We start from the raw sequence: 23,826 nt of genomic DNA, 5'->3' as shown, positions 1-23,826 counted from the left end.
TAGGCAAATAAAAAAAGTACCTGATTGGGTGCTTTTTTTTTATTTAGTAAGTAATTATTTTTATGACATAAAGTATCATTGTTTCTACCTATACAAGTCATAAACTAACTTTTATGACCTGTAAGATACTCAAATCATACTGCAACGAGTTATAAACTTGTTTTTATAACCTGCAGCACTCCTTTTTTCTTCGTCTACGTGTCATAACTCACTTTTATATCTAAGAATCTGTCCAAAACGTATTCATCCTCCATTTTATAGAATCATATTTATGTATTCTTTCCTAGTTTGCGAGCACGAAATTTGGGGAAAAATTTATAAGGTGTTGTTCATTGCATGAAACTACATTCATCATGTATAATTAATGTCAAATATAGTCAAAGTCAGAGAGGGGGGATATGGTGAGGAACATCTCCGATATCATTGAACAGTACTTAAAGGAAGTACTCGATATGAGTGAAAGAGAACTCGTTGAAATTAAACGGAGTGAAATAGCTGATAAGTTTCAGTGTGTACCATCACAAATCAACTATGTAATAAACACTCGGTTTACCATTGAAAAAGGGTATGTTGTAGAAAGTAAACGAGGTGGTGGTGGATATATTCGTATTATGAAAGTTCAGTCACACGATAACGCTCACCTTATTGACCAGCTACTAACTGTGATATCCTCAAGAGTGTCACAGAGTAGTGCAGAGCATGTGATCTTTAGACTAGTTGAAGAAGATGTAATCTCAACGAGAGAAGCAAAAATCATGCTTAGTGTAATTGATCGCTCTGTCCTGTATATTGACTTACCGTATCGTGATGAACTTCGTTCGAGAATGCTAAAGGCTATGTTAACAACATTAAAGTATAAGTAAGAATTCCACAGAATAACGCCTTTAGTAAAGAGTAAAGCCATTTATTGAGGTGAGTAACATGATCTGTCAGGAGTGTAATGAAAGGCCAGCTACCCTTCATTTTACAAAGATTAATAATGGTGAAAAGTCCGAATTCCACTTATGTGAGGTTTGTGCCCAAGAAAAAGGGGAGCATTTTGTAATCAATAATGCTTCAGGCTTTTCTATTAATAATCTATTAGCGGGACTATTAAATCTAGACCATAACTATCAGCTTGCTCAACAAAAAGCTTCACTTTATGAGCAACAGCAAGTATTGCAATGTGAAGGTTGTTCGATGACATATAAGCAATTCATTCAAGTCGGGCGGTTTGGGTGTGCCCACTGTTATGATGCTTTTAGGGACCAACTTCAACCGATATTAAGACGACTCCATAGTGGGAATTCAACACACAGTGGAAAGATACCTAAACGAATCGGTGGAAACATCCATTACAAAAAGAAAATTGAAGAACTAAAGGTCAACTTAAAATCTGCAATAGAAAGTGAAGAGTTTGAGCAGGCAGCGATTGTAAGGGATGAAATTAGAGAAATTGAAAAGCTGTTATGCAATGAAGCTGAAGGAGAGGAATAGTACATGTCTCTTGAAAAATTTATTAATCAAGCCATAAGCTCATGGATGAGTGCTGAGGGGCCTGATTCAGACATTGTTCTAAGTTCTCGAATTCGGCTCGCAAGGAATATAAATGAGTATAAGTTCCCAACTCTCTTTTCCAATGAAGAAGCGCAAGAGGTTGTTCAGACAATGGAAAAGGCATTATCAAACCATACCATTCCCAACTTAGGACAGTTAGAACTCCTAAGAATGGAAGAGCTTCAACCCATACAGAAACGAGTATTAATGGAAAAGCATCTCATTAGCCCACATTTAGTTGAAAACTCTGCTTTGGGTGCTTGCCTTTTATCCGAAAATGAAGAAGTCTGCATTATGGTTAATGAAGAGGATCATATTCGGATTCAATGTTTATACCCAGGATTTCAGGTGAGCGAGGCACTAACACTAGCGGATCGTATCGATGATGAGCTAGAAGAGCATATCAATTATGCTTTCGATGAAAAAGTAGGATACTTAACGAGTTGTCCAACAAATGTAGGAACAGGGATGCGTGCTTCTGTGATGATGCATCTACCCGGCTTAGCCTTAACACAACAGATGAATCGTATCATTCCAGCGATCAATCAGCTTGGTCTGGTAGTTAGAGGAATGTATGGAGAGGGCAGCGAGGCTTTAGGTAATATCTTTCAAATTTCTAATCAGATCACGCTTGGTAAATCTGAAGAGGATATCGTTGAAGACCTTAAAGGAGTTGTTAGTCAACTAATTGCTCAGGAAAGATTAGCTCGTGGGGCATTAGCCAAAACTTCTAACATACAATTAGAAGATAGAGTCTTTCGCTCACTGGGTGTTCTAACGCATAGTCGAATCATTGAAACAAAGGAAGCAGCTAATTGTTTATCTGATGTTAGATTAGGGATTGATATGGGCTATATTGAAAACATATCCAAAAATATTTTGAATGAATTAATGATATTAACACAGCCAGGATTTCTCCAGCAGTATGCAGGAGGACCACTAAGACCCAACGAGCGTGATATCCGTCGCGCCTCTTTAATAAGGGAAAGAATTAAAATGGAAAATTAACCTTAGTTAGGAGGATGTTCACATGATGTTTGGACGTTTTACAGAGAGAGCTCAAAAGGTACTTGCACTAGCACAGGAAGAAGCTATTCGTTTAGGTCATAACAATATTGGAACAGAGCATATTTTACTCGGGTTGGTAAGAGAAGGCGAGGGTATCGCAGCAAAAGCATTATATGCTTTAGGATTAGGATCAGAGAAAATACAAAAAGAAGTAGAAAATTTGATTGGTCGAGGACAAGATGCTTCCCAGACAATACACTATACACCGAGAGCCAAAAAGGTGATTGAACTTTCCATGGATGAGGCAAGAAAGCTTGGTCATTCATATGTAGGAACAGAGCATATTCTGCTTGGTCTTATTCGCGAAGGTGAAGGGGTAGCAGCAAGGGTTTTAAATAATTTAGGTGTAAGCTTAAACAAAGCTAGACAGCAGGTGCTTCAGTTGTTAGGTAGCAGTGAATCAGGCAATCATCAAGGTGGTACAACGGCAAGCGCTAACACACCAACCTTAGATAGCTTAGCCCGAGATTTAACAGCCATTGCAAGAGAAGGTAGCCTTGACCCAGTTATTGGTAGAAGTAAAGAGATTCAGCGTGTTATCGAAGTATTAAGTCGAAGAACGAAGAATAATCCTGTATTAATTGGAGAACCGGGAGTTGGGAAAACCGCTATTGCTGAAGGGTTAGCTCAACAAATTGTCAACAACGAAGTTCCTGAAACATTAAGAGATAAGCGTGTTATGACGCTTGATATGGGAACAGTTGTAGCAGGTACAAAGTATCGTGGAGAGTTTGAGGATCGTTTAAAGAAAGTGATGGATGAGATACGACAGGCAGGTAACATCATCCTATTTATTGATGAGCTTCATACACTTATTGGAGCTGGTGGTGCAGAAGGTGCGATTGATGCTTCCAATATCTTAAAACCTTCTCTAGCTCGTGGGGAACTGCAATGTATTGGGGCAACGACACTAGATGAGTACCGTAAATACATTGAAAAGGATGCTGCTCTAGAAAGACGTTTCCAACCAATTATGGTGGATGAGCCGACAGCAGATGAATCCGTTCAAATCTTAAAAGGTTTAAGAGATCGCTATGAAGCACATCATAGGGTTTCCATAACGGATGAGGCAATTGAAGCAGCAGTCAAACTTTCAGACCGCTATATTTCGGATCGTTTCCTTCCTGATAAGGCAATCGATTTAATTGACGAAGCAGGCTCAAAGGTAAGGCTTCGTTCCTATACAACCCCTCCAAATTTAAAGGAGCTTGAAGCAAAGCTTGAAGAGGTTCGGAAGGAAAAGGATGCTGCCGTTCAAAGCCAAGAATTTGAAAAAGCTGCATCTTTAAGAGATTCAGAACAAAGACTTCGTGAACAACTAGAAGAGACAAAGAAAACATGGAAAGAAAAGCAAGGAAAAGAGAATTCAGAGGTTACTGTTGAAGATATTGCCACGGTTGTTGCTAGTTGGACCGGAATTCCTGTATCACGTCTAGCACAAACCGAAACAGATAAATTATTAAAGCTTGAAGATATCCTTCATTCTCGTTTAATCGGTCAAGAGGAAGCAGTAAAGGCAATCTCAAAGGCTGTCCGTCGTGCTCGTGCAGGATTAAAGGATCCTAAGCGTCCAATCGGATCATTTATTTTCCTTGGCCCAACAGGTGTTGGTAAAACGGAGCTTGCACGTGCATTAGCAGAAGCGATGTTTGGTGACGAGGATGCAATGATTCGCGTGGATATGTCCGAGTACATGGAGAAGCACTCAACTTCTCGACTAGTTGGATCGCCTCCTGGCTATGTAGGGTATGATGAAGGAGGACAATTAACAGAAAAGGTAAGAAGAAAACCTTACTCTGTTATCTTGTTAGATGAGATTGAAAAGGCACATCCAGATGTATTTAATATTTTGCTTCAAGTGCTTGAAGATGGTCGTCTAACTGACTCAAAAGGAAGAAGTGTTGATTTCCGAAATACAGTCGTTATTATGACTTCAAACGTTGGGGCAGAGGCATTAAAACGTAATAAGTATGTTGGGTTTAATATTCAAGATGGAGAACAGGATTTTAAAGACATGAAGGGCAAGGTAATGGAGGAACTGAAAAAGGCCTTCCGTCCAGAGTTCCTAAACCGTATCGACGAAATTATTGTTTTCCATTCGTTAGAGAAAAAGCACTTAAAACAGATTGTGACATTGATGTCTGATCAGCTTATCAAGCGATTAAATGAACAGGATATTACATTAGAGCTAACAGAGGCTGCTAAAGAGAAGATATCTGAGGAAGGGTATGACCCTGAATATGGTGCTCGTCCTCTAAGAAGAGCGATTCAAAAGCATATCGAAGACCGTCTATCAGAGGAGTTATTAAGAGGTACGGTTCTAACAGGACAAAAGGTTGTTGTTGATTATATGGATGGCGATTTTGCTGTAAGGGCCGGAGAACCAATTCATAAATAATCGGAAAGATAAGAAGCACACGTAAGAGATTACGTGTGCCTTCTATTTTCTATTGGGAAATAGTTATCACTGCAATGAAATGAAGACATGTTATTATAATAAGGGAGTATCACAAGCAAGGTTTAAAGGGGGATATGAGTTTTGGCAAAAGTAAAAACAAAATTTATGTGTAATGATTGCGGCTATGAGTCTCCCAAATGGATGGGGAAATGCCCTGGTTGTGGACAATGGAATACGATGGTGGAAGAGATAGAAAAAAAGGTATCAAATCACCGCGCCACCTTTGCTCACTCAGTAGGCACAACGACCTTGTCTAAAGCAACGCCTATTACCTCGATTGAAACGATTACCGAGCCCCGTATCCAAACGGACCTGGTTGAGTTAAATCGGGTGTTGGGTGGAGGAATTGTTAAGGGCTCCCTTGTATTAATAGGTGGTGATCCTGGGATAGGAAAATCAACTCTACTATTACAGGTTTCCTCCCAACTTGCCAAAAAGCAACATTCCGTCCTTTATATATCTGGAGAAGAGTCAATGAGACAAACGAAGCTAAGGGCAGATCGCCTAGGGGTAACATCAGAGAATTTACTGGTGTATTCTGAAACCGATCTGGAAGAAATCAGTCGAACGATCGAAAAGGAAAACCCTAGTTTTGTCATTGTAGACTCCATCCAAACTATTTTCCATCCTCAAGTAACCTCTGCACCTGGAAGCGTCTCTCAAGTGAGAGAATGTACTGCTGAGCTAATGAGAATAGGTAAGACAAAGGGAATTGCTATTTTTATTGTTGGTCATGTAACAAAAGAAGGTTCGATTGCAGGTCCTAGACTTCTCGAACATATGGTCGATACCGTTCTTTATTTTGAAGGGGAGCGTCATCATACGTATCGTATTGTTAGGGCAGTAAAAAACCGTTTTGGTTCAACCAATGAAATGGGAATATTTGAAATGAAGGAATTTGGATTGGAAGAAGTTCTTAATCCATCTGAGATTTTCCTTGAGGAGCGCTCTCAAGGAGCTGCAGGATCAACTGTAGTTGCATCTATGGAAGGAACTCGACCGGTATTAGTAGAGATACAAGCACTTATTTCACCTACTAGTTTCGGGAATCCAAGGAGAATGGCTACAGGCGTTGACCATAACCGAGTATCATTGTTAATGGCAGTGCTTGAGAAAAGAGTTGGTTTGCTGCTCCAAAACCAGGATGCCTACTTGAAGGTGGCTGGAGGAGTAAAGCTGGACGAACCAGCCATTGATTTAGCCGTCGCTATTAGCATCGCTTCAAGCTTCCGTGATAAGCCAACTAGACCAACGGATTGTATTATTGGGGAGGTAGGTTTGACAGGAGAGATAAGAAGGGTATCAAGAATTGAACAGCGTGTTCAAGAAGCTGCCAAGCTAGGGTTTGAACGAGTGATTATCCCTGCGAACAACATTGGTGGATGGATAGCACCAAAAGGGATTCAATTAATTGGAGTCTCAACGGTAGCGGAAGCACTAAAAGCAACACTTGAATAGGGAATATATAGAAGGTAAATAATTGACACCAATATTTGCTAGGTGCTAACCTTAATAATAATCCACATTAGAAATCACCCGCAATTATACTAATATAACAAAGAGATTACAGGATAATAACAAACAATAATTTTCTATGTAATATTACGTTTCAATTTATAGAATTTGTTTATAATGTATAAAAGGAGGTGAAGGAATGTTAAAACGAATTGTTCAAGCCTGTTTCTTAATTACAGGTGGTACATTAGGGATCTTTTTAATCTCTGATTTATTAACTCTAATATCAATAGACGACATTCCTCTAATAAATAATCATTATGTTACCGCTATTTTAGGTGCTATTATTTTTTATCTTATTACTTTTTGGGCGGTCGATTATGTCGTCAATTTCGTTAAATGGGTAGAAGAATCCCTTGTGAAGGTGCCTATAACAGATATTATTTTTGGTAGCGTAGGATTAGTATTTGGATTAATTATTGCCTTTTTAGTTGGATATGCTTTAACTGGAATTGAAGTGCCTATTTTAAATACGGTTGCTCCTGTACTGTTAACACTACTTTTTGGTTATTTAGGTTTCCAAGTTGGTTTTAAAAAGAGAGATGAGTTACTCTCCCTTTTTACAAAACCAAAAAAGAAAACTGGTGAAGACGAAGTAGACACAGAGTCAACTACAGCCAAAAATGAGTTAAAAATATTAGATACGAGTGTTATTATTGATGGCCGTATCGCAGATATTTGTCAAACAGGCTTTTTAGATGGAACCATTGTTATTCCGCAATTTGTACTCGAAGAATTACAGCATATTGCTGATTCTTCAGATGTATTAAAGAGAAATCGCGGTAGAAGAGGTCTTGATATTTTAAATAGAATTCAAAAAGAACTGGCCATGAATGTAGAAATCTACGAAGGCGACTTTGAGGATGTACAAGAGGTAGATTCAAAGCTAGTTAAGCTTGCCAAGATAACAAGTGGTGTCGTTGTAACGAATGACTTTAACCTTAATAAAGTATGTGAACTTCAGAAGGTTGCAGTATTAAATATTAATGACTTAGCAAATGCTGTTAAGCCAGTCGTATTACCTGGAGAGGAAATGAATGTCCAAGTAATAAAAGATGGTAAGGAGCATAACCAAGGCATTGCTTACCTTGATGACGGCACGATGATTGTTGTTGAAGATGGTAGAGATTATATTGGCAAGCAGCTGGATGTATTGGTAACAAGCGTACTACAAACATCAGCTGGTCGAATGATTTTTGCTAAACCAAAATTACTAGAAAAAGCATTATAGAAATAGTTAGGGGATATCTTATGTCTTACCAAGTTATTATCCCTGCAGCAGGACAAGGGAAAAGAATGCGGGCAGGCAAAAATAAGGTGTTGCTTCAGCTAAAGGATATTCCCATATTGATTCATACACTCAAGGTATTTGAGTCTGATGAGGCATGTACGGGAATTATTTTAGCCATATCATCCGGAGATGAAGATCATTTCTCCAGCCTCTTAAAAAAGTACCGAATTAAAAAGGTTACCTCTCTCGTTGTTGGTGGAAAAGAAAGACAGCACAGTGTTTATAATGGGCTGCAAGCGGCAAGGAAAGAGGGAATTGTACTCGTTCATGATGCAGCTAGGCCCTTTATTGAAACAAGAGTAATCCATGAATTGGTAGCTGTAGCCGACCGGGATGGTGCCGCCGTAGTAGCAGTCCCTGTTAAGGATACGATTAAGAAGGTAAATAATTTTGAAGTTGTTGAGACGATTGAGCGTTCAAGCTTGTGGGCTATTCAAACCCCACAAGCTTTTCGCGTGTCATTGCTAGAAGAAGCTCACAAATTAGCGTTGGAACAGAACTTTTTAGGCACGGATGAGGCAAGTTTAGTAGAAAGACTAAATGTACCTGTGAAAATTGTTGAAGGTGACTACGATAATATCAAACTAACGACACCAGAAGACTTGTATTTTGCAGAAGCCATTATTAAGCAACGTGACTACCAAAAGAGGGGGCTTTAAAAACGATGTTTAGAATTGGACAAGGATTTGACGTTCATCAACTTACAGAAGGCAGACCTTTAATTATAGGTGGTATTACGATTCCATATGAAAAAGGGTTGTTAGGCCATTCTGATGCAGATGTACTTCTCCATACAGTAACAGATGCTGTTTTAGGTGCTATTGGTGAAGGGGATATAGGCAGACATTTCCCTGATACTGATCCAGAGTTTAAGGATGTCGATTCAGCTAAGCTTCTAGAACATGTATGGAAGTTAGTAGAGGGTCGCGGATATGAGTTAGTCAATGCGGATTGTACCATTATTGCTCAAAGACCGAAAATGGCGCCTTACATCGATCAAATGAAGAACCGTATCGCTGAATTACTGAAAGCGACACCTGAACAAGTAAATGTAAAAGCAACAACAACAGAGAAGCTTGGCTTTACTGGAAGAGGAGAAGGAATTGCCTCCCAAGCGGTGGTGCTCTTAAAAAAGAAAGACCTCTAGGAATTGTCATGTCACAATGATAAAATATATGTCAAAAATAGATTGAACTCTTTAGGAGGAAAAATAGAATGTCTAACACTGTACGTGTTCGTTATGCACCTAGTCCAACAGGACATTTACATATTGGAAATGCTCGTACTGCCCTATTTAACTACTTGTTTGCACGTCATCAAGGTGGAAAGTTTATTATCCGAATTGAAGATACTGACAAGAAGCGGAATATTGCAGGCGGTGAAGAAAGTCAGCTAAAATACTTAAAATGGTTAGGGATAGATTGGGATGAGAGCGTGGATGTCGGTGGTTCGTATGGTCCATACAGACAATCTGAACGTAATGATTTATATGAGGTGTATTATAAGCAACTTCTAGAAGAGGGCAAAGCTTATAAGTGTTATTGTACAGAGGAAGAATTAGAGGCAGAACGTAATGAGCAAGCTGAAAAGGGAGAAATGGGTGGCTACTCAGGGAAATGCCGCCACCTTACAGATGAGCAACGGGAAGCGTTTGAAAAAGAAGGACGCCAACCAAGTGTTCGCTTTTTAGTTCCTAGTGGGAAAGTATTTTCCTTTAACGACATGGTTAAAGGTGAAGTTGCGTTTGAAGCAGATGGAATCGGTGGAGATTTTGTCATTGTAAAAAAAGATGGAACACCAACGTATAATTTTGCGGTAGCAGTTGATGATCATTTGATGGAAATCTCACATGTATTACGTGGAGATGATCATATTTCGAATACACCAAAGCAAATGATGATATACGAAGCATTAGGTTGGGAAACACCAGTGTTTGGACATATGACATTGATTGTTAACGAAAGTCGCAAGAAGTTGAGTAAACGAGATGAGTCGATTATCCAGTTCATTGAACAATATGAGGAATTAGGATATCTTCCGGAAGCTTTATTTAACTTTATCACTTTATTAGGTTGGTCTCCATCTGGGGAAGAAGAGATATTCTCAAAGGAAGAACTTATTTCGATTTTTGAGGCGAGCAGACTTTCAAAATCTCCAGCGCTATTTGATAAGCAAAAGCTAACGTGGATGAATAATCAATATATGAAAAAGCAAGATGTTGAAGTCGTATACGGGCTTGCGCTTCCTCACCTTCAAAAAGCAGGAAGAGTAAGTGAAGAGATGACTCCAGAAGAAGTTCTTTGGACAAAAAACCTTGTGGCTCTTTATCAAGAACAACTAAGCTATGGGGCTGAAATTGTCGAGCTTTCTGAGTTATTCTTCAAGGAAGAGCTAGAGCTTGAAGAAGAAGCAAAGACGGTTCTTGAAGAAGAAGGTGTGAAAGAGGTTTTATCAACCTTTGCCAATGAGATTGAAAAACTACCAAACATTCAACCAGAGGATGTTCAGGCAACCTTGAAGAGTGTTCAAAAAGCAACAGGACAAAAGGGTAAGAAGCTATTTATGCCTGTTCGGGTTGCTACTACGGGTCAAACACATGGGCCAGACCTACCAAAAGCAATTGCTCTTATTGGAAAAGAAAAAATATTACAAAGAATTTCGAGCATTATTGGTTAACAGATTGGAAAAAATGTAATATAGTAAGGATAATCAAATATTTTAAAAAATGTTGAAGAGGAAAAGTAAAAAAGCAATGCTTTCTAGAGAGAACCATCATCGGCTGAAAGTGGTTTAAGCCCCTTGTTTTTTGAAGTGCCCCTCTGAGTCCTGATTCGAAAAGGGTTTGTCCCGTAGTAGATTGAGGCGGATGTCTTCCGTTACAAGAGTTGAGTTGAAGTAGCTTTTCTAGGTTACTTAAACAGAGTGGAACCACGCAACAAAGCGTCTCTGTCATTATGACAGGGACGCTTTTTATTTTAATAAAAAATAGCATTTACGTTTAGGGGGAACGATAATGTTTAAAATGCTAAAAGAAGATGTTGAAGTAGTTTTTGAACAAGATCCAGCGGCAAGGACGTATTTAGAAGTTATCTTAACATATTCAGGTTTGCATTCCATCTGGGCTCATCGAATGGCACATGCTTTATTCAAGAGAAAGTTTTATTTTCTGGCTAGAGTGATTTCACAGGTAAGCCGCTTCTTTACAGGGATTGAAATTCATCCGGGTGCTACTATCGGACGGCGATTTTTTATCGATCATGGCATGGGGGTCGTCATCGGTGAAACATGTGAAATTGGAGACAATGTTACTGTGTTTCAGGGAGTTACACTAGGGGGAACTGGAAAAGAGAAAGGAAAGCGACACCCAACGATTAAAGACAATGCTTTGATTGCAACAGGTGCAAAGGTATTAGGTTCTATTACAGTTGGTGAGAACTCGAAGATTGGGGCAGGTTCTGTTGTACTGAAGGATGTGCCGCCAAACTCTACCGTTGTCGGAATTCCTGGAAAAGTCGTCATAAGGGATGGAAAGAAAGTAGAGAAAGATTTAAATCACTGTGATTTACCAGATCCAACTGGCGATCGTTTCAAAGTATTAGAGGCTGAAATTCATATATTAAGAAAACAACTAGAACAGGTTGAGAAGGAAAGGAGTTACGAGCATGAGCATTCAAATATATAATACACTCACTCGGTCAAAGGAGCCATTTATTCCCCTTGAAGAGGGAAAAGTAAAGATGTATGTTTGTGGACCTACAGTCTATAATTATATTCATATAGGTAATGCTAGACCACCAATTGTATTTGATACAGTAAGGAGATACTTAGAATATAGAGGATACGACGTTCAATATATCTCCAATTTTACAGATGTGGATGATAAGCTGATTCGTGTAGCAAATGAGTTGGGAGAAGATGTTCCCACCATTGCTGACCGATTTATTAAGGCATACTTTGAAGATGTAACAGCACTCGGTTGCAAAAAAGCGGACGTTCACCCTCGAGTAACAGAGAGTATGGATATTATTTTAGATTTTATCGCTACTCTGATTGAAAAAGGATATGCGTATGAGTCTGAGGGCGATGTATATTACCACACACGTAAATTCGAGGAGTATGGAAAACTTTCTCACCAGTCAATTGATGAGCTACGACTTGGTACGAGAATTGCTATCGGTGAGAAAAAGCAGGATTCTTTAGACTTTGTACTTTGGAAGGCAGCAAAGCCGGGTGAAATCTTCTGGGAAAGCCCATGGGGGAAAGGAAGACCAGGCTGGCATATTGAGTGCTCGGCCATGGCGAAGAAGTATTTAGGCGATACCATTGACATTCATGCAGGGGGACAGGATTTGGCTTTCCCGCATCATGAGAATGAGATTGCTCAATCAGAAGCATTGACAGACAAAGCATTTGCTAGGTACTGGATGCATAATGGGTACATTAATATCGATAATGAAAAAATGTCAAAATCGCTAGGTAACTTTGTTCTCGTACACGATATTATTAAAAAGCATGACCCACAGGTTCTAAGGTTCTTCATGTTAGCTGTGCATTATCGAAATCCAATCAACTATACGGATGAGCTGTTAGAAAATACGAAGGCAGGACTGGATCGATTAAAAACCTCTTACCAAAACCTTAAACATCGTCGCGAGGCTAGTACGAACTTAACTGACAATAATCAAGAATGGCTCACCAAGGTGTCGACCCTTCACGATGAGTTTGTCCGGGATATGGATGATGATTTTAATACAGCAAACGGAATCACTAAATTATTTGACTTATCAAAGCTTGCGAATACGTACTTGATTGAAAAAAATACATCTATCACTGTAATTGATGCATTTATGAGTGAGTTTGAAGTATTATTTGGGATTTTAGGGCTAACGCTTGAAGCAGATCAACTGCTTGACGAGGAAATTGAAGCATTAATTGAACAGCGTATCCAGGCTAGAAAAGATCGGAATTTCCAGTTGTCTGATCAAATTCGTGATCAGTTAAAAGAGATGAATATTATTTTAGAAGACACGCCTCAAGGCACAAGATGGAAAAGAGGCTAGAATATGCTTCGTTTTGAAAACACAATAGACGCAAAACAACTGAATAGCCTTGCCTTAGCCTATATAGGTGATTCTATCTTTGAGGTGTATGTTCGAAGGTATCTACTTGAATCTGGGAAGGTGCGACCGAATTATCTTCATAAGCAGTCGACCAAGTATGTATCAGCAAAAGCTCAATGTCGATTTATTCTTCACTTTCTAGAACTGAAACTTTTAAGTGAGGAAGAAGAGGCTGTTGTTAGGAGAGGAAGGAATGCGAAATCAGGAACGGTACCAAAGAACACAGATGTTCAGACGTACCGTTACGGTACAGCATTTGAAGCATTAATCGGGTATCTATATTTGATGAACAGAGAGGAGCGACTGAATGAGCTTATTGAAGTCGCCTTCTCTCAAGTTGAAGAATGAAAGGAGGAGCTCTTACGATGAGCGAAGATTTTATCATTGGAAAAAATCCAGTTATCGAAGCACTCAAGTCAGAACGTGACGTAAATAAAATATTTATCGCTGAAGGTTCCCAATCGGGTCAAATGCAACAGGTTATAGGACTAGCAAAAGCACAAAATGTCATCGTACAATTTGTTCCTAAAAAGAAAATTGATCAGATGGTAGAAGGGAATCACCAAGGTGTGGTAGCCGCAGTAGCTGCCTATCAATACGCGGAGCTTGATGACTTATTTAAGGCTGCAGAATTAAAAGGAGAGACACCATTCTTTCTTCTCCTGGATGAAATTGAGGATCCGCATAATCTTGGGTCAATCATGAGAACAGCAGATTCATCCGGTGCACATGGAATTATTATTCCTAAGCGGCGTGCGGTGGGCCTAACTGCAACCGTAGCAAAGGCATCAACAGGTGCGATTGAATACGTTCCTGTTGTCCGAGTGACGAATATGGCCCAAACAATTGATGAGCTAAAGGAACGAGGCTTATGGATTGCAGGTACAGATGCGAAGGGAAAACAGGATTTCCGTTCATTAGATGGTACCATGCCTTTAGGACTTGTTATCGGAAGTGAAGGGAAAGGGATGGGAAGACTCATCCGTGATAAATGTGACTTTTTGGTTAGCCTGCCAATGAAAGGGCATGTCACATCTTTGAATGCTTCTGTCGCGGCGGCCCTTTTAATGTATGAGGTGTATCGAAAACGACATCCACTAGAGGGGTAAAATGGACATTCTGTTAGTGGATGGATACAATATCATTGGAGCTTGGCCAGAGCTTCGTGAGCTGAAAAACAAGGATTTAGCAGCAGCTCGAGATCGTTTAATTGAGAGAATGGCTGAGTACCAAGCTTACTCTGGCTATCGTGTTATTGTCGTATTCGATGCACATTTTGTAAAAGGAACAGAGAAAAAATATAAAAATTATAAAGTAGAAGTAATTTTCACAAGAAATAATGAAACAGCAGATGAACGGATTGAAAAGCTTGCGATTGCTTTAAATAATAGAAAAACTCAAATTCATGTAGCAACTTCTGACTTTACGGAGCAGTGGGCGATATTTGGACAAGGCGCACTAAGGAAATCAGCACGAGAGCTGTTAATTGAGTTAGACTCAATTGAAAAGAAGATAGAAAAGAAGGTGCAGAAAATTCAGGAAAATAGCCCTGCTTCAAAAATCCCATTAAGTAATGAAGTGGCAGAAATTTTTGAAAAATGGCGAAGAGGGAAGCAATGAGCGGTTGACGCTTTAAAAAAGGCTACTGTATAATATTTCTATCTATGCTTGTGCGGTCGGGGGGATCCGAAGTGAATGCTGACTACAAGACAACAAAAGCCAACGAAAATTATTTACATTTAACGCAGCTAGAGGATGAGGAAATAGTTGATTTAGTACACAAAGGTGATAGTGAAGCATTAGATTACTTGATTCATAAGTATCGAAATTTCGTTAGAGCCAAAGCTAGATCCTATTTCTTAATCGGTGCTGATAAAGAGGATATTGTTCAGGAAGGGATGATCGGACTTTATAAAGCTATCCGCGATTTCCGGGAGGACAAGCTCACCTCTTTTAAAGCGTTTGCAGAATTATGTATTACCAGGCAAATCATTACAGCAATTAAAACGGCAACGAGACAAAAGCATATTCCGCTAAATTCTTATGTGTCGTTGGATAAGCCGATCTATGATGAAGAATCCGATCGAACGCTAATGGATGTTATTTCTGGAGCTAAAGTGTTAGACCCTGAGGAACTCATTATCAATCAAGAGGAGTTTGATCATATTGAGGTGAAAATGTCTGAGCTTCTAAGTGATTTGGAGCGGAAGGTACTTGCTCTCTATCTAGATGGTCAGTCCTATCAAGAAATATCAGAGGAGCTCAACCGTCATGTGAAATCCATTGATAATGCGCTCCAACGTGTAAAAAGGAAACTAGAGAAATATCTTGAGGTAAGGGAGCTCACTCTGTAGTATTAAAGGTATATAGGAGTAGAGCTCTGTTGACATTGACAAGGGTCCATGATACAGTTTTAGGGACAAAATAGTTAGTTTTGAGGTGGCATTTTTGACAAAAAAGGTAGTTTTGGCCTGTGTAACTTGCGGTTCGAGAAACTATTCAACGATGAGCAACAAAGAGTCGGAACGGTTAGAGCTGAAGAAGTTTTGTAGGACATGCAGTGCTCATATCATTCACCGTCAAACAAAGTAGTAGGATCCACCTATAGATAGAGTAAGACAAGGAAGTTGGGGGTATACACATGCAGCGCGTAGTCAATTTTTTTAAAGATGTCAGTCGTGAAATGCGCAAGGTTAGTTGGCCAAAGCGTAAGGAATTGACAAACTACACAGTTACGGTATTAGCTACAGTTATATTTTTTGCTCTTTTCTTTGCAGTAATAGATTTGGGGATTTCAGAATTAATTCGTTTAATTCCTTGAATAACACCCGTAACATAATGGTATAATGGTAACAAACATAGGAAACTTTTAGCAAAGCCCGGTAAACGGGTTTTTTCATTTGTAAAAAAAATAAAAGCTAACAATGCTTTCTAGTTTAATAATGGATATTTTCACATATAGGGAGGGAAGGACAATTCGTCCTCGACAATGGAAAAGAATTGGTATGTAGTTCATACTTACTCGGGCTATGAGAACAAGGTGAAAGCAAACCTTGAAAAACGTGTAGAGTCTATGGCAATGCAAGACAAGATCTTCCGCGTGGTAGTGCCTGAAGAAGAAGAAACAGATATTAAGAATGGTAAAAAGAAAGTAGTTAAAAGGAAAGTATTCCCAGGATACGTATTAGTTGAAATTGTAATGACTGATGACTCTTGGTATGTGGTACGTAATACTCCTGGTGTAACAGGGTTCGTAGGCTCAGCTGGATCTGGATCAAAACCAACTCCGCTTATGCCAGATGAAGTGGAGTTCATCCTTAAGCGTATGGGGCTTGAGCAAACACGTATCGATGTAAACTTTGAACTGGGTGAAATGGTACAAGTGAAAGAAGGTCCGTTTGCGAACTTTACTGGTTCAATTGAAGAGATCGATAAAGATAAGGCAAAAGTTAAGGTTCTAGTAAATATGTTCGGTCGAGATACCCCGGTAGAACTAGAATTTACACAGATTGAAAAAATATAACCCGAAAAAACTTGAAATAGGTTTGGAAAAGTGTTAATATTTCAAAGGTCAGTATGTCTCAAACTTTGAGACCGGACAAAAGGAAACAGTTCTTTATTCTTATAAAGACTATTATATGAGTGGGAGGGGAAAATCCCCTATTACCACATCACGGACTTAAGGAGGTGTGTCTCGTGGCTAAAAAAGTAATTAAGATTGTTAAGTTACAAATTCCTGCTGCTAAAGCTAATCCAGCGCCACCAGTTGGTCCTGCACTAGGTCAAGCCGGTGTTAACATCATGGGATTCTGTAAAGAGTTCAACGCTCGTACAGCTGAACAAGCTGGCTTAATCATTCCTGTTGAGATTACGGTTTTTGAAGACCGTTCATTTACATTTATTACAAAAACTCCTCCTGCTGCAGTTCTTCTTAAGAAGGCGGCTGGTATTGAGTCTGGTTCTGGTGTACCGAACCGTAATAAAGTAGCAACAGTCAAGCGTGACAAAGTGCGCGAGATTGCTGAAACAAAAATGCCTGATCTAAATGCGGCTAGCGTTGAAGCAGCTATGCGTATGGTTGAAGGTACTGCACGCAGCATGGGTATTGTCATCGAAGACTAATTCATGCTCGAATGTTTCTTTAGTTAAGGGGTTGCGGTGTTGAATTTGGTTTCACGCGCAACCTTTCTTATGTCTAGCGATTGTGCACTTTTGTACATCGCTTTTATTCGTGGGAGGTTAGTTAAGAACTTTTCCGCTAAAACCACAATCTAGGAGGAAATAAAAATGGCTAAAAAAGGTAAGAAGTTTTTAGAAGCTTCAAAGCTTGTTGACCGTACAAAAGCATACCCAGTAGCTGAAGCTATTGAACTTGCTAAAAAGACAAACTTTGCAAAGTTTGATGCATCAGTAGAAGTTGCTTTCCGTCTTGGAGTAGATCCAAAGAAAGCTGACCAACAAATCCGTGGAGCTGTTGTACTTCCAAACGGAACTGGTAAAACACAACGTGTACTTGTATTTGCTAAAGGTGAAAAGGCGAAAGAAGCAGAAGCTGCTGGCGCTGATTATGTAGGAGATGCAGACTACATCAACAAGATCAACCAAGGTTGGTTTGAGTTTGACGTAATCGTTGCTACACCTGACATGATGGGTGAAGTTGGTAAGCTTGGACGTGTATTAGGACCTAAAGGTTTAATGCCAAACCCTAAGACTGGTACAGTTACATTTGATGTAACAAAAGCTGTTAATGAAATCAAAGCTGGTAAAGTTGAATACCGCGTTGATAAAGCTGGAAACATCCACGTGCCAATCGGGAAAACTTCTTTCGAAAACGAAAAGCTTGTTGAAAACTTCACAACGATTTTTGAAACAATGCTTAAAGTGAAGCCTTCTGCTGCTAAAGGAACATATATGAAGAACGTAACTGTTACTTCAACTATGGGACCTGGTGTGAAAGTAGACCCTTCATCAGTAAGTGCAAAGTAATTTAAAAATATAATTGACAACAGAATGGAATTCTACTAGAATAGATTTTGTTGTGAAAATAGAATAACATTTGTACCGCAGACAGTAGGTGCTGTAAAAAGCTTAATTTCCTACCGAGGTCATACGATAGATTGACAGTTCGTGTAAACGACTATTGTATACTTCCTCCATGTCTGTAAGGCATGGAGGTTTATATTTTCCGGTATAAATGTAGCAAATCTACAGGAGGTGTAAGGATGAGCAACGCTATCGAAACTAAAAAAGTAATCGTAGACGAAATCGCTGATAAGTTAAAAGCTGCTAAAACAACTGTAGTTGTTGACTATCGTGGTTTAAATGTTGCTGAAGTAACAGAACTTCGTAAACAACTTCGTGAAGCTGGTATCGAGTTCAAGGTTTATAAAAACTCTTTAACTCGTCGTGCTGCTGAAGCTTCTGAACTTGCTGGCCTTAACGACGCTCTTACAGGTCCTAACGCTATCGCATTCAGTAACGAAGATGTTGTTGCCCCAGCTAAAATTTTAAATGACTTCGCTAAAAAGCACGAAGCTCTTGAAATTAAAGCAGGTGTAATTGAAGGGAACGTTGCATCTTTAGAAGATATTAAGGCTCTTGCTGAACTACCATCACGCGAAGGCTTACTATCTATGCTACTCAGCGTACTTCAAGCTCCAATCCGCAACCTTGCTCTTGCTGCAAAAGCTGTTGCAGATCAAAAAGAAGAACAAGGCGCGTAAGTTAGAAATATCGTTCGTGTAATAAACTATTAAAACACAATTTTAAGGAGGAACTTTTATCATGACTAAAGAACAAATCATTGAAGCAGTTAAAAGCATGACTGTTTTAGAACTTAACGACTTAGTAAAAGCTATCGAAGAAGAATTTGGTGTAACTGCTGCTGCTCCTGTAGCTGTAGTTGGAGCTGCTGCTGGAGAAGCTGCTGCTGAGAAAACTGAATTTGACGTTGTACTTGCTTCTGCAGGCGACCAAAAAATCAAAGTTATCAAAGTTGTACGTGAAATCACAGGTCTTGGACTTAAAGAAGCAAAAGAACTTGTTGACAACACTCCTAAAGCTGTTAAAGAAGGCGCTTCTAAAGAAGAAGCTGAAGAAATCAAAGCTAAGCTTGAAGAAGTTGGAGCAAACGTTGAAGTTAAGTAATAAAGATATGAAAAGGCTCGCTGCATAAGCGAGCCTTTTGCTTTTTAAAAAAGGTTCGATTATAATTTTTTCGTATTGGTTTTCCCTACTAAAAATCATGGAAGTGGTATGAATGGCAGAGCATTATTTTTCCCGGGAGCAGAGGGTTGAGAGTAATCGAAAGACGTGGAGCTTTACTCTTAGAAATAATAATCTATCTTTTATTACGGATAATGGTGTATTTTCTAAAAGTGAAGTTGATTTTGGTTCGAGGTTACTAATTGAGGCGTTTGAATTTCCAAATCATGAAGGCCCTATTCTCGATGTTGGTTGTGGTTATGGTCCGATTGGGATATCTCTAGCAAAGGAACAAGCAGCCAGAGAGATACATATGGTAGATGTTAATGAGCGAGCAATTGAATTAGCAAAGGATAATGCAGCTCTAAATAAAGTGTCAAATGTATCGATTTATGAGAGTGATCGGTTAACTCAAGTCACACGCGATGGGTTTGCGGCGATTTTAACCAATCCCCCTATTCGTGCAGGTAAGCAAGTCGTTCACGATATTTTTGAACAAAGCTTTGAACATCTTGCTCCTAATGGAGAGCTGTGGGTGGTTATCCAAAAAAAGCAGGGGGCACCTTCAGCGGTTGAAAAATTAAATGAGTTATTTGGATCGGTTGAAACCGTTGGAAAGAAAAAAGGGTATTTTATTTTGAAAGCCAAAAAGATTTGACTTGACATTTTGGCTATGTTAATATTATAAAATGCCAACATGATATATTGTGTAAAATTGCTAAATTCAACTCTAGTTGTATAAATTTGGCAGTACAAGGCGATGCTAATAAAATAATAGTATGTAAATTGGAGAATGTGGTTTTTAAGAAAAAACCCTTTTTCTTTTTGTCTTATGAAAATAGATATGTGTAAGCGTTGTTGCCTGAATCGAGCGGTCAAGTAGGAAAATCCTCCTGTCTGGATGAAAGCATCATATCTTCCTATTTGTTTTTATAAGAAATTAATAGAAGCAATCACTAAAAGCTTGATTTGAGGGGTGAATCTGTTGTCAGGTCAACTAGTTCAGTATGGACGACACCGCCAACGAAGAAGTTATGCGCGAATCAGTGAAGTATTAGAATTACCTAACTTAATTGAAATTCAAACAGCTTCCTATCAATGGTTCCTTGATGAAGGATTGCGTGAAATGTTCCAGGATATTTCACCGATTGAAGATTTCACGGGTAATTTGTCATTAGAATTTATTGATTATAGTTTAAGCGAACCAAAGTATTCTGTTGAAGAATCTAAGGAACGAGATGTTACATACTCTGCTCCACTTCGTGTAAAAGTGCGTCTTGTTAATAAAGAAACTGGGGAAGTAAAAGACCAGGATGTATTTATGGGTGACTTCCCGCTAATGACGGAAACAGGTACATTCGTTATTAATGGTGCCGAGCGCGTTATCGTATCTCAGCTTGTGCGTTCACCAAGTGTTTATTATAGTGGAAAACTTGATAAAAACGGTAAACGAGGATATACAGCAACGGTAATCCCGAACCGTGGTGCTTGGTTAGAATACGAAACAGATGCGAAAGACGTTGTGTACGTTAGAATAGATCGTACGAGGAAATTACCCGTTACGGTTCTTTTGCGTGCATTAGGTTTTGGTTCAGATCAGGAAATCATTGAGCTAATTGGAGACAATGAGTACATTCGTAATACTCTTGAAAAAGATAATACAGAAGGTACGGAGAAAGCTCTATTAGAAATTTATGAGCGTCTACGTCCGGGTGAACCACCAACAGTAGAAAATGCAAAGAGTTTACTTGTTTCTAGATTTTTCGACCCTAAACGCTATGATTTAGCGAATGTTGGTCGTTACAAAATAAACAAGAAGTTGCATATAAAGAATCGTCTATTCGGCCAACGCCTTGCAGAAACTCTAGTTGATCCTGAAACAGGAGAAATTATTGCTGAAAAAGGTGTGCTTTTAGACCGTCGTACGTTAGATCGTATTCTTCCACAATTAGAAAAGAATATTGGCTTTAAGACGTTTACTCCAGTTGGAGGAGTAGTTCAAGAAGATATTCTTTTACAATCTATTAAGATTTTTGCTCCAAATGAAGATGGCGAGAAAGCGATCAATGTTATTGGAAATGCATATGTACCTGAAGCAGTTAAGAATATTGACCCTTCTGATATCATTGCTTCCATTAGCTACTTCTTTAATCTTCTTCATTCGGTAGGAGATACAGATGACATTGACCACTTAGGAAATCGTCGTCTACGTTCAGTTGGAGAATTACTTCAAAATCAATTCCGTATTGGGTTATCAAGAATGGAAAGAGTCGTTCGTGAAAGAATGTCTATTCAAGATACAAATACGATTACACCACAGCAATTGATTAATATTCGCCCTGTTATTGCGTCGATTAAAGAGTTCTTTGGTAGTTCTCAGTTATCGCAGTTCATGGATCAAACGAATCCATTAGCTGAGCTTACTCATAAGCGCCGTTTATCTGCATTAGGACCCGGTGGTTTAACACGTGAACGTGCTGGATTTGAAGTGCGTGACGTTCACTACTCTCACTATGGTCGTATGTGTCCGATTGAGACGCCTGAAGGACCGAACATTGGACTAATCAACTCTCTATCTTCCTTTGCAAAAGTTAACCGATTTGGTTTTATCGAAACGCCATATCGTCGTGTTGACCCTGAAACAGGGAAAGTAACAAGCCATATCGATTACTTAACAGCAGATGAAGAAGATAACTACGTAGTTGCACAGGCGAATGTGAGACTAAGTGATGATGGTTCATTCGTAGATAACGACATTATTGCTCGTTTCCGAGGGGAAAACACGGTTGTTAATCGTGAGCGTGTAGACTATATGGACGTTTCTCCTAAACAAGTAGTTTCTGCTGCGACAGCATGTATTCCGTTCCTTGAAAATGATGACTCTAACCGTGCTCTAATGGGAGCGAACATGCAACGTCAGGCTGTACCATTGATGCAGCCAGAAGCACCACGTGTAGGGACTGGAATGGAATACGTTTCCGGTAAAGACTCTGGGGCAGCAGTAATCTGTAAACATGATGGAATTGTTGAGCATGTTGAAGCACGTCAAGTGTGGGTAAGAAAAGTTACTGAAGTAGATGGCCAAGAAGTAAAGGGCGATCTAGATAAATATAGAATGCAAAAATTCATTCGTTCAAACCAAGGTACTTGTTATAATCAAAGACCAATCGTGGCTGTAGGTAACCGTGTAACAAAAGGAGAAATCCTAGCAGACGGACCATCAATGGAGCTTGGAGAACTTGCTCTTGGTCGTAACGTTCTAGTTGCCTTCATGACTTGGGATGGTTATAACTATGAAGATGCTATTATCATGAGCGAAAGACTTGTAAAAGATGATGTGTATACTTCTATTCACATTGAAGAATATGAGTCTGAGTCTCGTGATACAAAGCTTGGACCTGAGGAAATCACTCGTGATATTCCAAACGTAGGGGAAGATGCTCTTAGAAATCTCGATGAGCGCGGAATCGTACGTGTCGGAGCAGAAGTGAAGGACGGAGATTTATTAGTTGGGAAAGTAACGCCTAAGGGTGTAACAGAACTAACAGCTGAGGAACGTTTATTACATGCGATCTTTGGCGAAAAAGCACGTGAAGTAAGAGATACATCTCTGCGTGTACCTCACGGTGGTGGCGGTATCGTCCTAGATGTAAAAGTCTTTAATCGTGAAGATGGAGACGAATTACCTCCAGGTGTTAACCAGCTTGTACGTGCTTATATTGTTCAGAAGCGTAAGATTTCTGAAGGGGATAAGATGGCTGGACGACACGGAAATAAAGGGGTTATCTCACGTATATTACCGGAAGAGGATATGCCTTTCTTACCAGATGGAACTCCAGTTGACATCATGTTAAACCCACTAGGTGTACCTTCACGTATGAACATCGGTCAGGTACTTGAGCTTCACCTAGGTATGGCTGCAAGAGCTCTAGGTATTCATGTTGCTTCTCCGGTATTTGATGGAGCGCGTGAAGAAGATGTTTGGTCAACGATTGAGGAAGCAGGAATGGCTCGTGACGCGAAAACAGTTCTTTACGATGGTCGTTCTGGTGAACCGTTCGATAATCGTGTCTCTGTTGGAGTAATGTACATGATCAAACTTGCTCACATGGTTGACGATAAGCTACATGCTCGTTCAACTGGTCCTTACTCACTTGTAACGCAACAACCACTTGGTGGTAAAGCACAATTTGGTGGACAGCGTTTTGGTGAGATGGAGGTTTGGGCATTGGAAGCTTACGGTGCTGCTTATACGCTACAAGAAATCCTGACGGTTAAGTCGGATGATGTAGTGGGACGTGTGAAAACGTATGAAGCAATCGTGAAGGGTGAAAATGTACCAGAGCCAGGTGTACCAGAATCATTCCGCGTATTAATGAAGGAGCTTCAAAGTTTAGGAATGGATGTAAAAATCCTTTCTGGCGATGAGCAAGAGATTGAAATGCGTGACTTAGAGGATGATGAAGAAGTACAACAAGCTGATGCATTGACGATTATGCCAGATTTTGAAGAATCTGAATCAGAAAAAGTTGGTACAAAAGAGTAATTTATTCACATATATAATGCCATCTCCTCGGCTTATAACAAGTCAGGAGATTGGCTGATTTTTCAAGGAATCATTCCCTAACATATTG

The 23,826-nt window shown here is 39.4% G+C and carries 24 protein-coding genes and 2 other annotated features; all 24 genes read left to right on the top strand.

Annotated features, from left to right (window positions below):
• Window positions 1–401: 401 nt before the first annotated feature.
• The 24 genes from BKO01S_RS20120 (at window position 402) to rpoB (ending at window position 23,738) form a co-directional block, all read left to right on the top strand.
• Window positions 402–863, top strand: coding sequence for a CtsR family transcriptional regulator (locus BKO01S_RS20120; protein WP_066058665.1), 462 nt, complete (start codon window positions 402–404; stop codon window positions 861–863).
• Window positions 864–921: 58 nt separating this feature from the next.
• Window positions 922–1,476 (top strand): protein-arginine kinase activator protein McsA, encoded by a 555-nt coding sequence (gene mcsA / locus BKO01S_RS20115; protein WP_066058662.1) that lies wholly within the window; start codon window positions 922–924, stop codon window positions 1,474–1,476.
• Between the two features lie 3 nt (window positions 1,477–1,479).
• Entirely contained in the window at window positions 1,480–2,544 is a 1,065-nt protein-coding gene (mcsB, locus tag BKO01S_RS20110; RefSeq protein WP_066058659.1) for a protein-arginine kinase McsB, read from the top strand.
• Between the two features lie 22 nt (window positions 2,545–2,566).
• Window positions 2,567–5,002, top strand: a complete 2,436-nt coding sequence (gene clpC, locus BKO01S_RS20105; RefSeq protein ID WP_066058655.1) for an ATP-dependent protease ATP-binding subunit ClpC — start codon at window positions 2,567–2,569, stop codon at window positions 5,000–5,002.
• Window positions 5,003–5,143: 141 nt separating this feature from the next.
• Entirely contained in the window at window positions 5,144–6,520 is a 1,377-nt protein-coding gene (radA, locus tag BKO01S_RS20100) for a DNA repair protein RadA (RefSeq protein WP_066058653.1), read from the top strand.
• Between the two features lie 196 nt (window positions 6,521–6,716).
• Window positions 6,717–7,808, top strand: coding sequence for a PIN/TRAM domain-containing protein (locus BKO01S_RS20095; RefSeq protein WP_066058650.1), 1,092 nt, complete (start codon window positions 6,717–6,719; stop codon window positions 7,806–7,808).
• A 20-nt stretch (window positions 7,809–7,828) separates the two neighbouring features.
• Window positions 7,829–8,527, top strand: a complete 699-nt coding sequence (gene ispD / locus BKO01S_RS20090) for a 2-C-methyl-D-erythritol 4-phosphate cytidylyltransferase (protein WP_066058648.1) — start codon at window positions 7,829–7,831, stop codon at window positions 8,525–8,527.
• 5 nt (window positions 8,528–8,532) lie between these two features.
• Window positions 8,533–9,015 carry a 2-C-methyl-D-erythritol 2,4-cyclodiphosphate synthase gene (gene ispF, locus BKO01S_RS20085; RefSeq protein ID WP_066058646.1) on the top strand — a complete coding sequence of 161 codons (483 nt, stop codon included), beginning with the start codon at window positions 8,533–8,535 and terminating at the stop codon, window positions 9,013–9,015.
• Between the two features lie 68 nt (window positions 9,016–9,083).
• Window positions 9,084–10,544, top strand: a complete 1,461-nt coding sequence (gene gltX, locus BKO01S_RS20080) for a glutamate--tRNA ligase (protein ID WP_066058644.1) — start codon at window positions 9,084–9,086, stop codon at window positions 10,542–10,544.
• 43 nt (window positions 10,545–10,587) lie between these two features.
• Window positions 10,588–10,819 (top strand) — a binding site (T-box leader).
• A gap of 62 nt (window positions 10,820–10,881) precedes the next feature.
• On the top strand, window positions 10,882–11,550 hold the full coding sequence (cysE, locus tag BKO01S_RS20075; RefSeq protein ID WP_066058642.1) for a serine O-acetyltransferase: 669 nt from the start codon (window positions 10,882–10,884) through the stop codon (window positions 11,548–11,550).
• On the top strand, window positions 11,531–12,928 hold the full coding sequence (gene cysS, locus BKO01S_RS20070; RefSeq protein ID WP_066058639.1) for a cysteine--tRNA ligase: 1,398 nt from the start codon (window positions 11,531–11,533) through the stop codon (window positions 12,926–12,928). The genes cysE and cysS overlap by 20 nt, the downstream gene beginning before the upstream one ends.
• 3 nt (window positions 12,929–12,931) lie before the next feature.
• Window positions 12,932–13,336, top strand: coding sequence for a Mini-ribonuclease 3 (locus BKO01S_RS20065; protein WP_066058637.1), 405 nt, complete (start codon window positions 12,932–12,934; stop codon window positions 13,334–13,336).
• A gap of 17 nt (window positions 13,337–13,353) precedes the next feature.
• Window positions 13,354–14,097 (top strand): 23S rRNA (guanosine(2251)-2'-O)-methyltransferase RlmB, encoded by a 744-nt coding sequence (gene rlmB, locus BKO01S_RS20060; RefSeq protein ID WP_066058634.1) that lies wholly within the window; start codon window positions 13,354–13,356, stop codon window positions 14,095–14,097.
• A gap of 1 nt (window position 14,098) precedes the next feature.
• Window positions 14,099–14,608: an NYN domain-containing protein gene (locus BKO01S_RS20055; RefSeq protein ID WP_066058631.1), complete on the top strand. Its 510-nt coding sequence runs from the start codon at window positions 14,099–14,101 to the stop codon at window positions 14,606–14,608.
• Window positions 14,609–14,679: 71 nt separating this feature from the next.
• The gene (gene sigH / locus BKO01S_RS20050; RefSeq protein ID WP_157077428.1) at window positions 14,680–15,342 is read left to right on the top strand and encodes an RNA polymerase sporulation sigma factor SigH; all 663 of its coding nucleotides are present in this window, start codon (window positions 14,680–14,682) and stop codon (window positions 15,340–15,342) included.
• A 94-nt stretch (window positions 15,343–15,436) separates the two neighbouring features.
• Window positions 15,437–15,580, top strand: coding sequence for a 50S ribosomal protein L33 (gene rpmG / locus BKO01S_RS24060; RefSeq protein ID WP_084362158.1), 144 nt, complete (start codon window positions 15,437–15,439; stop codon window positions 15,578–15,580).
• A 49-nt stretch (window positions 15,581–15,629) separates the two neighbouring features.
• Window positions 15,630–15,809: a preprotein translocase subunit SecE gene (secE, locus tag BKO01S_RS20045; RefSeq protein WP_066058623.1), complete on the top strand. Its 180-nt coding sequence runs from the start codon at window positions 15,630–15,632 to the stop codon at window positions 15,807–15,809.
• Window positions 15,810–15,977: 168 nt separating this feature from the next.
• A complete protein-coding gene (gene nusG / locus BKO01S_RS20040; protein WP_066058618.1) occupies window positions 15,978–16,511 on the top strand; it encodes a transcription termination/antitermination protein NusG in 534 nt (177 codons plus the stop codon).
• A 173-nt stretch (window positions 16,512–16,684) separates the two neighbouring features.
• The gene (rplK, locus tag BKO01S_RS20035) at window positions 16,685–17,110 is read left to right on the top strand and encodes a 50S ribosomal protein L11 (protein ID WP_066058614.1); all 426 of its coding nucleotides are present in this window, start codon (window positions 16,685–16,687) and stop codon (window positions 17,108–17,110) included.
• A gap of 165 nt (window positions 17,111–17,275) precedes the next feature.
• Window positions 17,276–17,974, top strand: coding sequence for a 50S ribosomal protein L1 (gene rplA, locus BKO01S_RS20030; RefSeq protein ID WP_066058610.1), 699 nt, complete (start codon window positions 17,276–17,278; stop codon window positions 17,972–17,974).
• A 57-nt stretch (window positions 17,975–18,031) separates the two neighbouring features.
• Window positions 18,032–18,178 (top strand) — a sequence feature (ribosomal protein L10 leader region).
• A 32-nt stretch (window positions 18,179–18,210) separates the two neighbouring features.
• Window positions 18,211–18,711 carry a 50S ribosomal protein L10 gene (rplJ, locus tag BKO01S_RS20025; RefSeq protein WP_066058607.1) on the top strand — a complete coding sequence of 167 codons (501 nt, stop codon included), beginning with the start codon at window positions 18,211–18,213 and terminating at the stop codon, window positions 18,709–18,711.
• A 61-nt stretch (window positions 18,712–18,772) separates the two neighbouring features.
• The gene (rplL, locus tag BKO01S_RS20020) at window positions 18,773–19,135 is read left to right on the top strand and encodes a 50S ribosomal protein L7/L12 (RefSeq protein WP_066058604.1); all 363 of its coding nucleotides are present in this window, start codon (window positions 18,773–18,775) and stop codon (window positions 19,133–19,135) included.
• A 112-nt stretch (window positions 19,136–19,247) separates the two neighbouring features.
• Window positions 19,248–19,850 (top strand): class I SAM-dependent methyltransferase, encoded by a 603-nt coding sequence (locus tag BKO01S_RS20015; RefSeq protein WP_066058601.1) that lies wholly within the window; start codon window positions 19,248–19,250, stop codon window positions 19,848–19,850.
• 327 nt (window positions 19,851–20,177) lie between these two features.
• On the top strand, window positions 20,178–23,738 hold the full coding sequence (rpoB, locus tag BKO01S_RS20010) for a DNA-directed RNA polymerase subunit beta (protein WP_066058598.1): 3,561 nt from the start codon (window positions 20,178–20,180) through the stop codon (window positions 23,736–23,738).
• Window positions 23,739–23,826 lie beyond the last annotated feature (88 nt).

Origin of the sequence: Robertmurraya korlensis NBRC 107688, from assembly GCF_001591645.1 — a bacterium.
In the GTDB taxonomy this organism is placed as follows: Bacteria; Bacillota; Bacilli; order Bacillales; family Cytobacillaceae; genus Robertmurraya_A.
The sequence above is the reverse complement of the archived record's forward strand: the minus strand, read 5'-3'. Positions and strand labels throughout refer to the sequence as shown.

Excerpts from the sequence above, each read along its gene's own strand:
- mcsA (WP_066058662.1), top strand. The coding sequence starts at position 922 with ATGATCTGTCAGGAGTGTAATGAAAGGCCAGCTACCCTTCATTTTACA.
- mcsB (WP_066058659.1), top strand. The coding sequence starts at position 1,480 with ATGTCTCTTGAAAAATTTATTAATCAAGCCATAAGCTCATGGATGAGT.
- clpC (WP_066058655.1), top strand. The coding sequence starts at position 2,567 with ATGATGTTTGGACGTTTTACAGAGAGAGCTCAAAAGGTACTTGCACTA.
- BKO01S_RS20095 (WP_066058650.1), top strand. The coding sequence starts at position 6,717 with ATGTTAAAACGAATTGTTCAAGCCTGTTTCTTAATTACAGGTGGTACA.
- ispD (WP_066058648.1), top strand. The coding sequence starts at position 7,829 with ATGTCTTACCAAGTTATTATCCCTGCAGCAGGACAAGGGAAAAGAATG.
- ispF (WP_066058646.1), top strand. The coding sequence starts at position 8,533 with ATGTTTAGAATTGGACAAGGATTTGACGTTCATCAACTTACAGAAGGC.
- gltX (WP_066058644.1), top strand. The coding sequence starts at position 9,084 with ATGTCTAACACTGTACGTGTTCGTTATGCACCTAGTCCAACAGGACAT.
- cysE (WP_066058642.1), top strand. The coding sequence starts at position 10,882 with ATGTTTAAAATGCTAAAAGAAGATGTTGAAGTAGTTTTTGAACAAGAT.
- cysS (WP_066058639.1), top strand. The coding sequence starts at position 11,531 with ATGAGCATTCAAATATATAATACACTCACTCGGTCAAAGGAGCCATTT.
- BKO01S_RS20065 (WP_066058637.1), top strand. The coding sequence starts at position 12,932 with ATGCTTCGTTTTGAAAACACAATAGACGCAAAACAACTGAATAGCCTT.
- rlmB (WP_066058634.1), top strand. The coding sequence starts at position 13,354 with ATGAGCGAAGATTTTATCATTGGAAAAAATCCAGTTATCGAAGCACTC.
- BKO01S_RS20055 (WP_066058631.1), top strand. The coding sequence starts at position 14,099 with ATGGACATTCTGTTAGTGGATGGATACAATATCATTGGAGCTTGGCCA.
- secE (WP_066058623.1), top strand. The coding sequence starts at position 15,630 with ATGCAGCGCGTAGTCAATTTTTTTAAAGATGTCAGTCGTGAAATGCGC.
- nusG (WP_066058618.1), top strand. The coding sequence starts at position 15,978 with ATGGAAAAGAATTGGTATGTAGTTCATACTTACTCGGGCTATGAGAAC.
- rplA (WP_066058610.1), top strand. The coding sequence starts at position 17,276 with ATGGCTAAAAAAGGTAAGAAGTTTTTAGAAGCTTCAAAGCTTGTTGAC.
- rplJ (WP_066058607.1), top strand. The coding sequence starts at position 18,211 with ATGAGCAACGCTATCGAAACTAAAAAAGTAATCGTAGACGAAATCGCT.
- rplL (WP_066058604.1), top strand. The coding sequence starts at position 18,773 with ATGACTAAAGAACAAATCATTGAAGCAGTTAAAAGCATGACTGTTTTA.
- BKO01S_RS20015 (WP_066058601.1), top strand. The coding sequence starts at position 19,248 with ATGGCAGAGCATTATTTTTCCCGGGAGCAGAGGGTTGAGAGTAATCGA.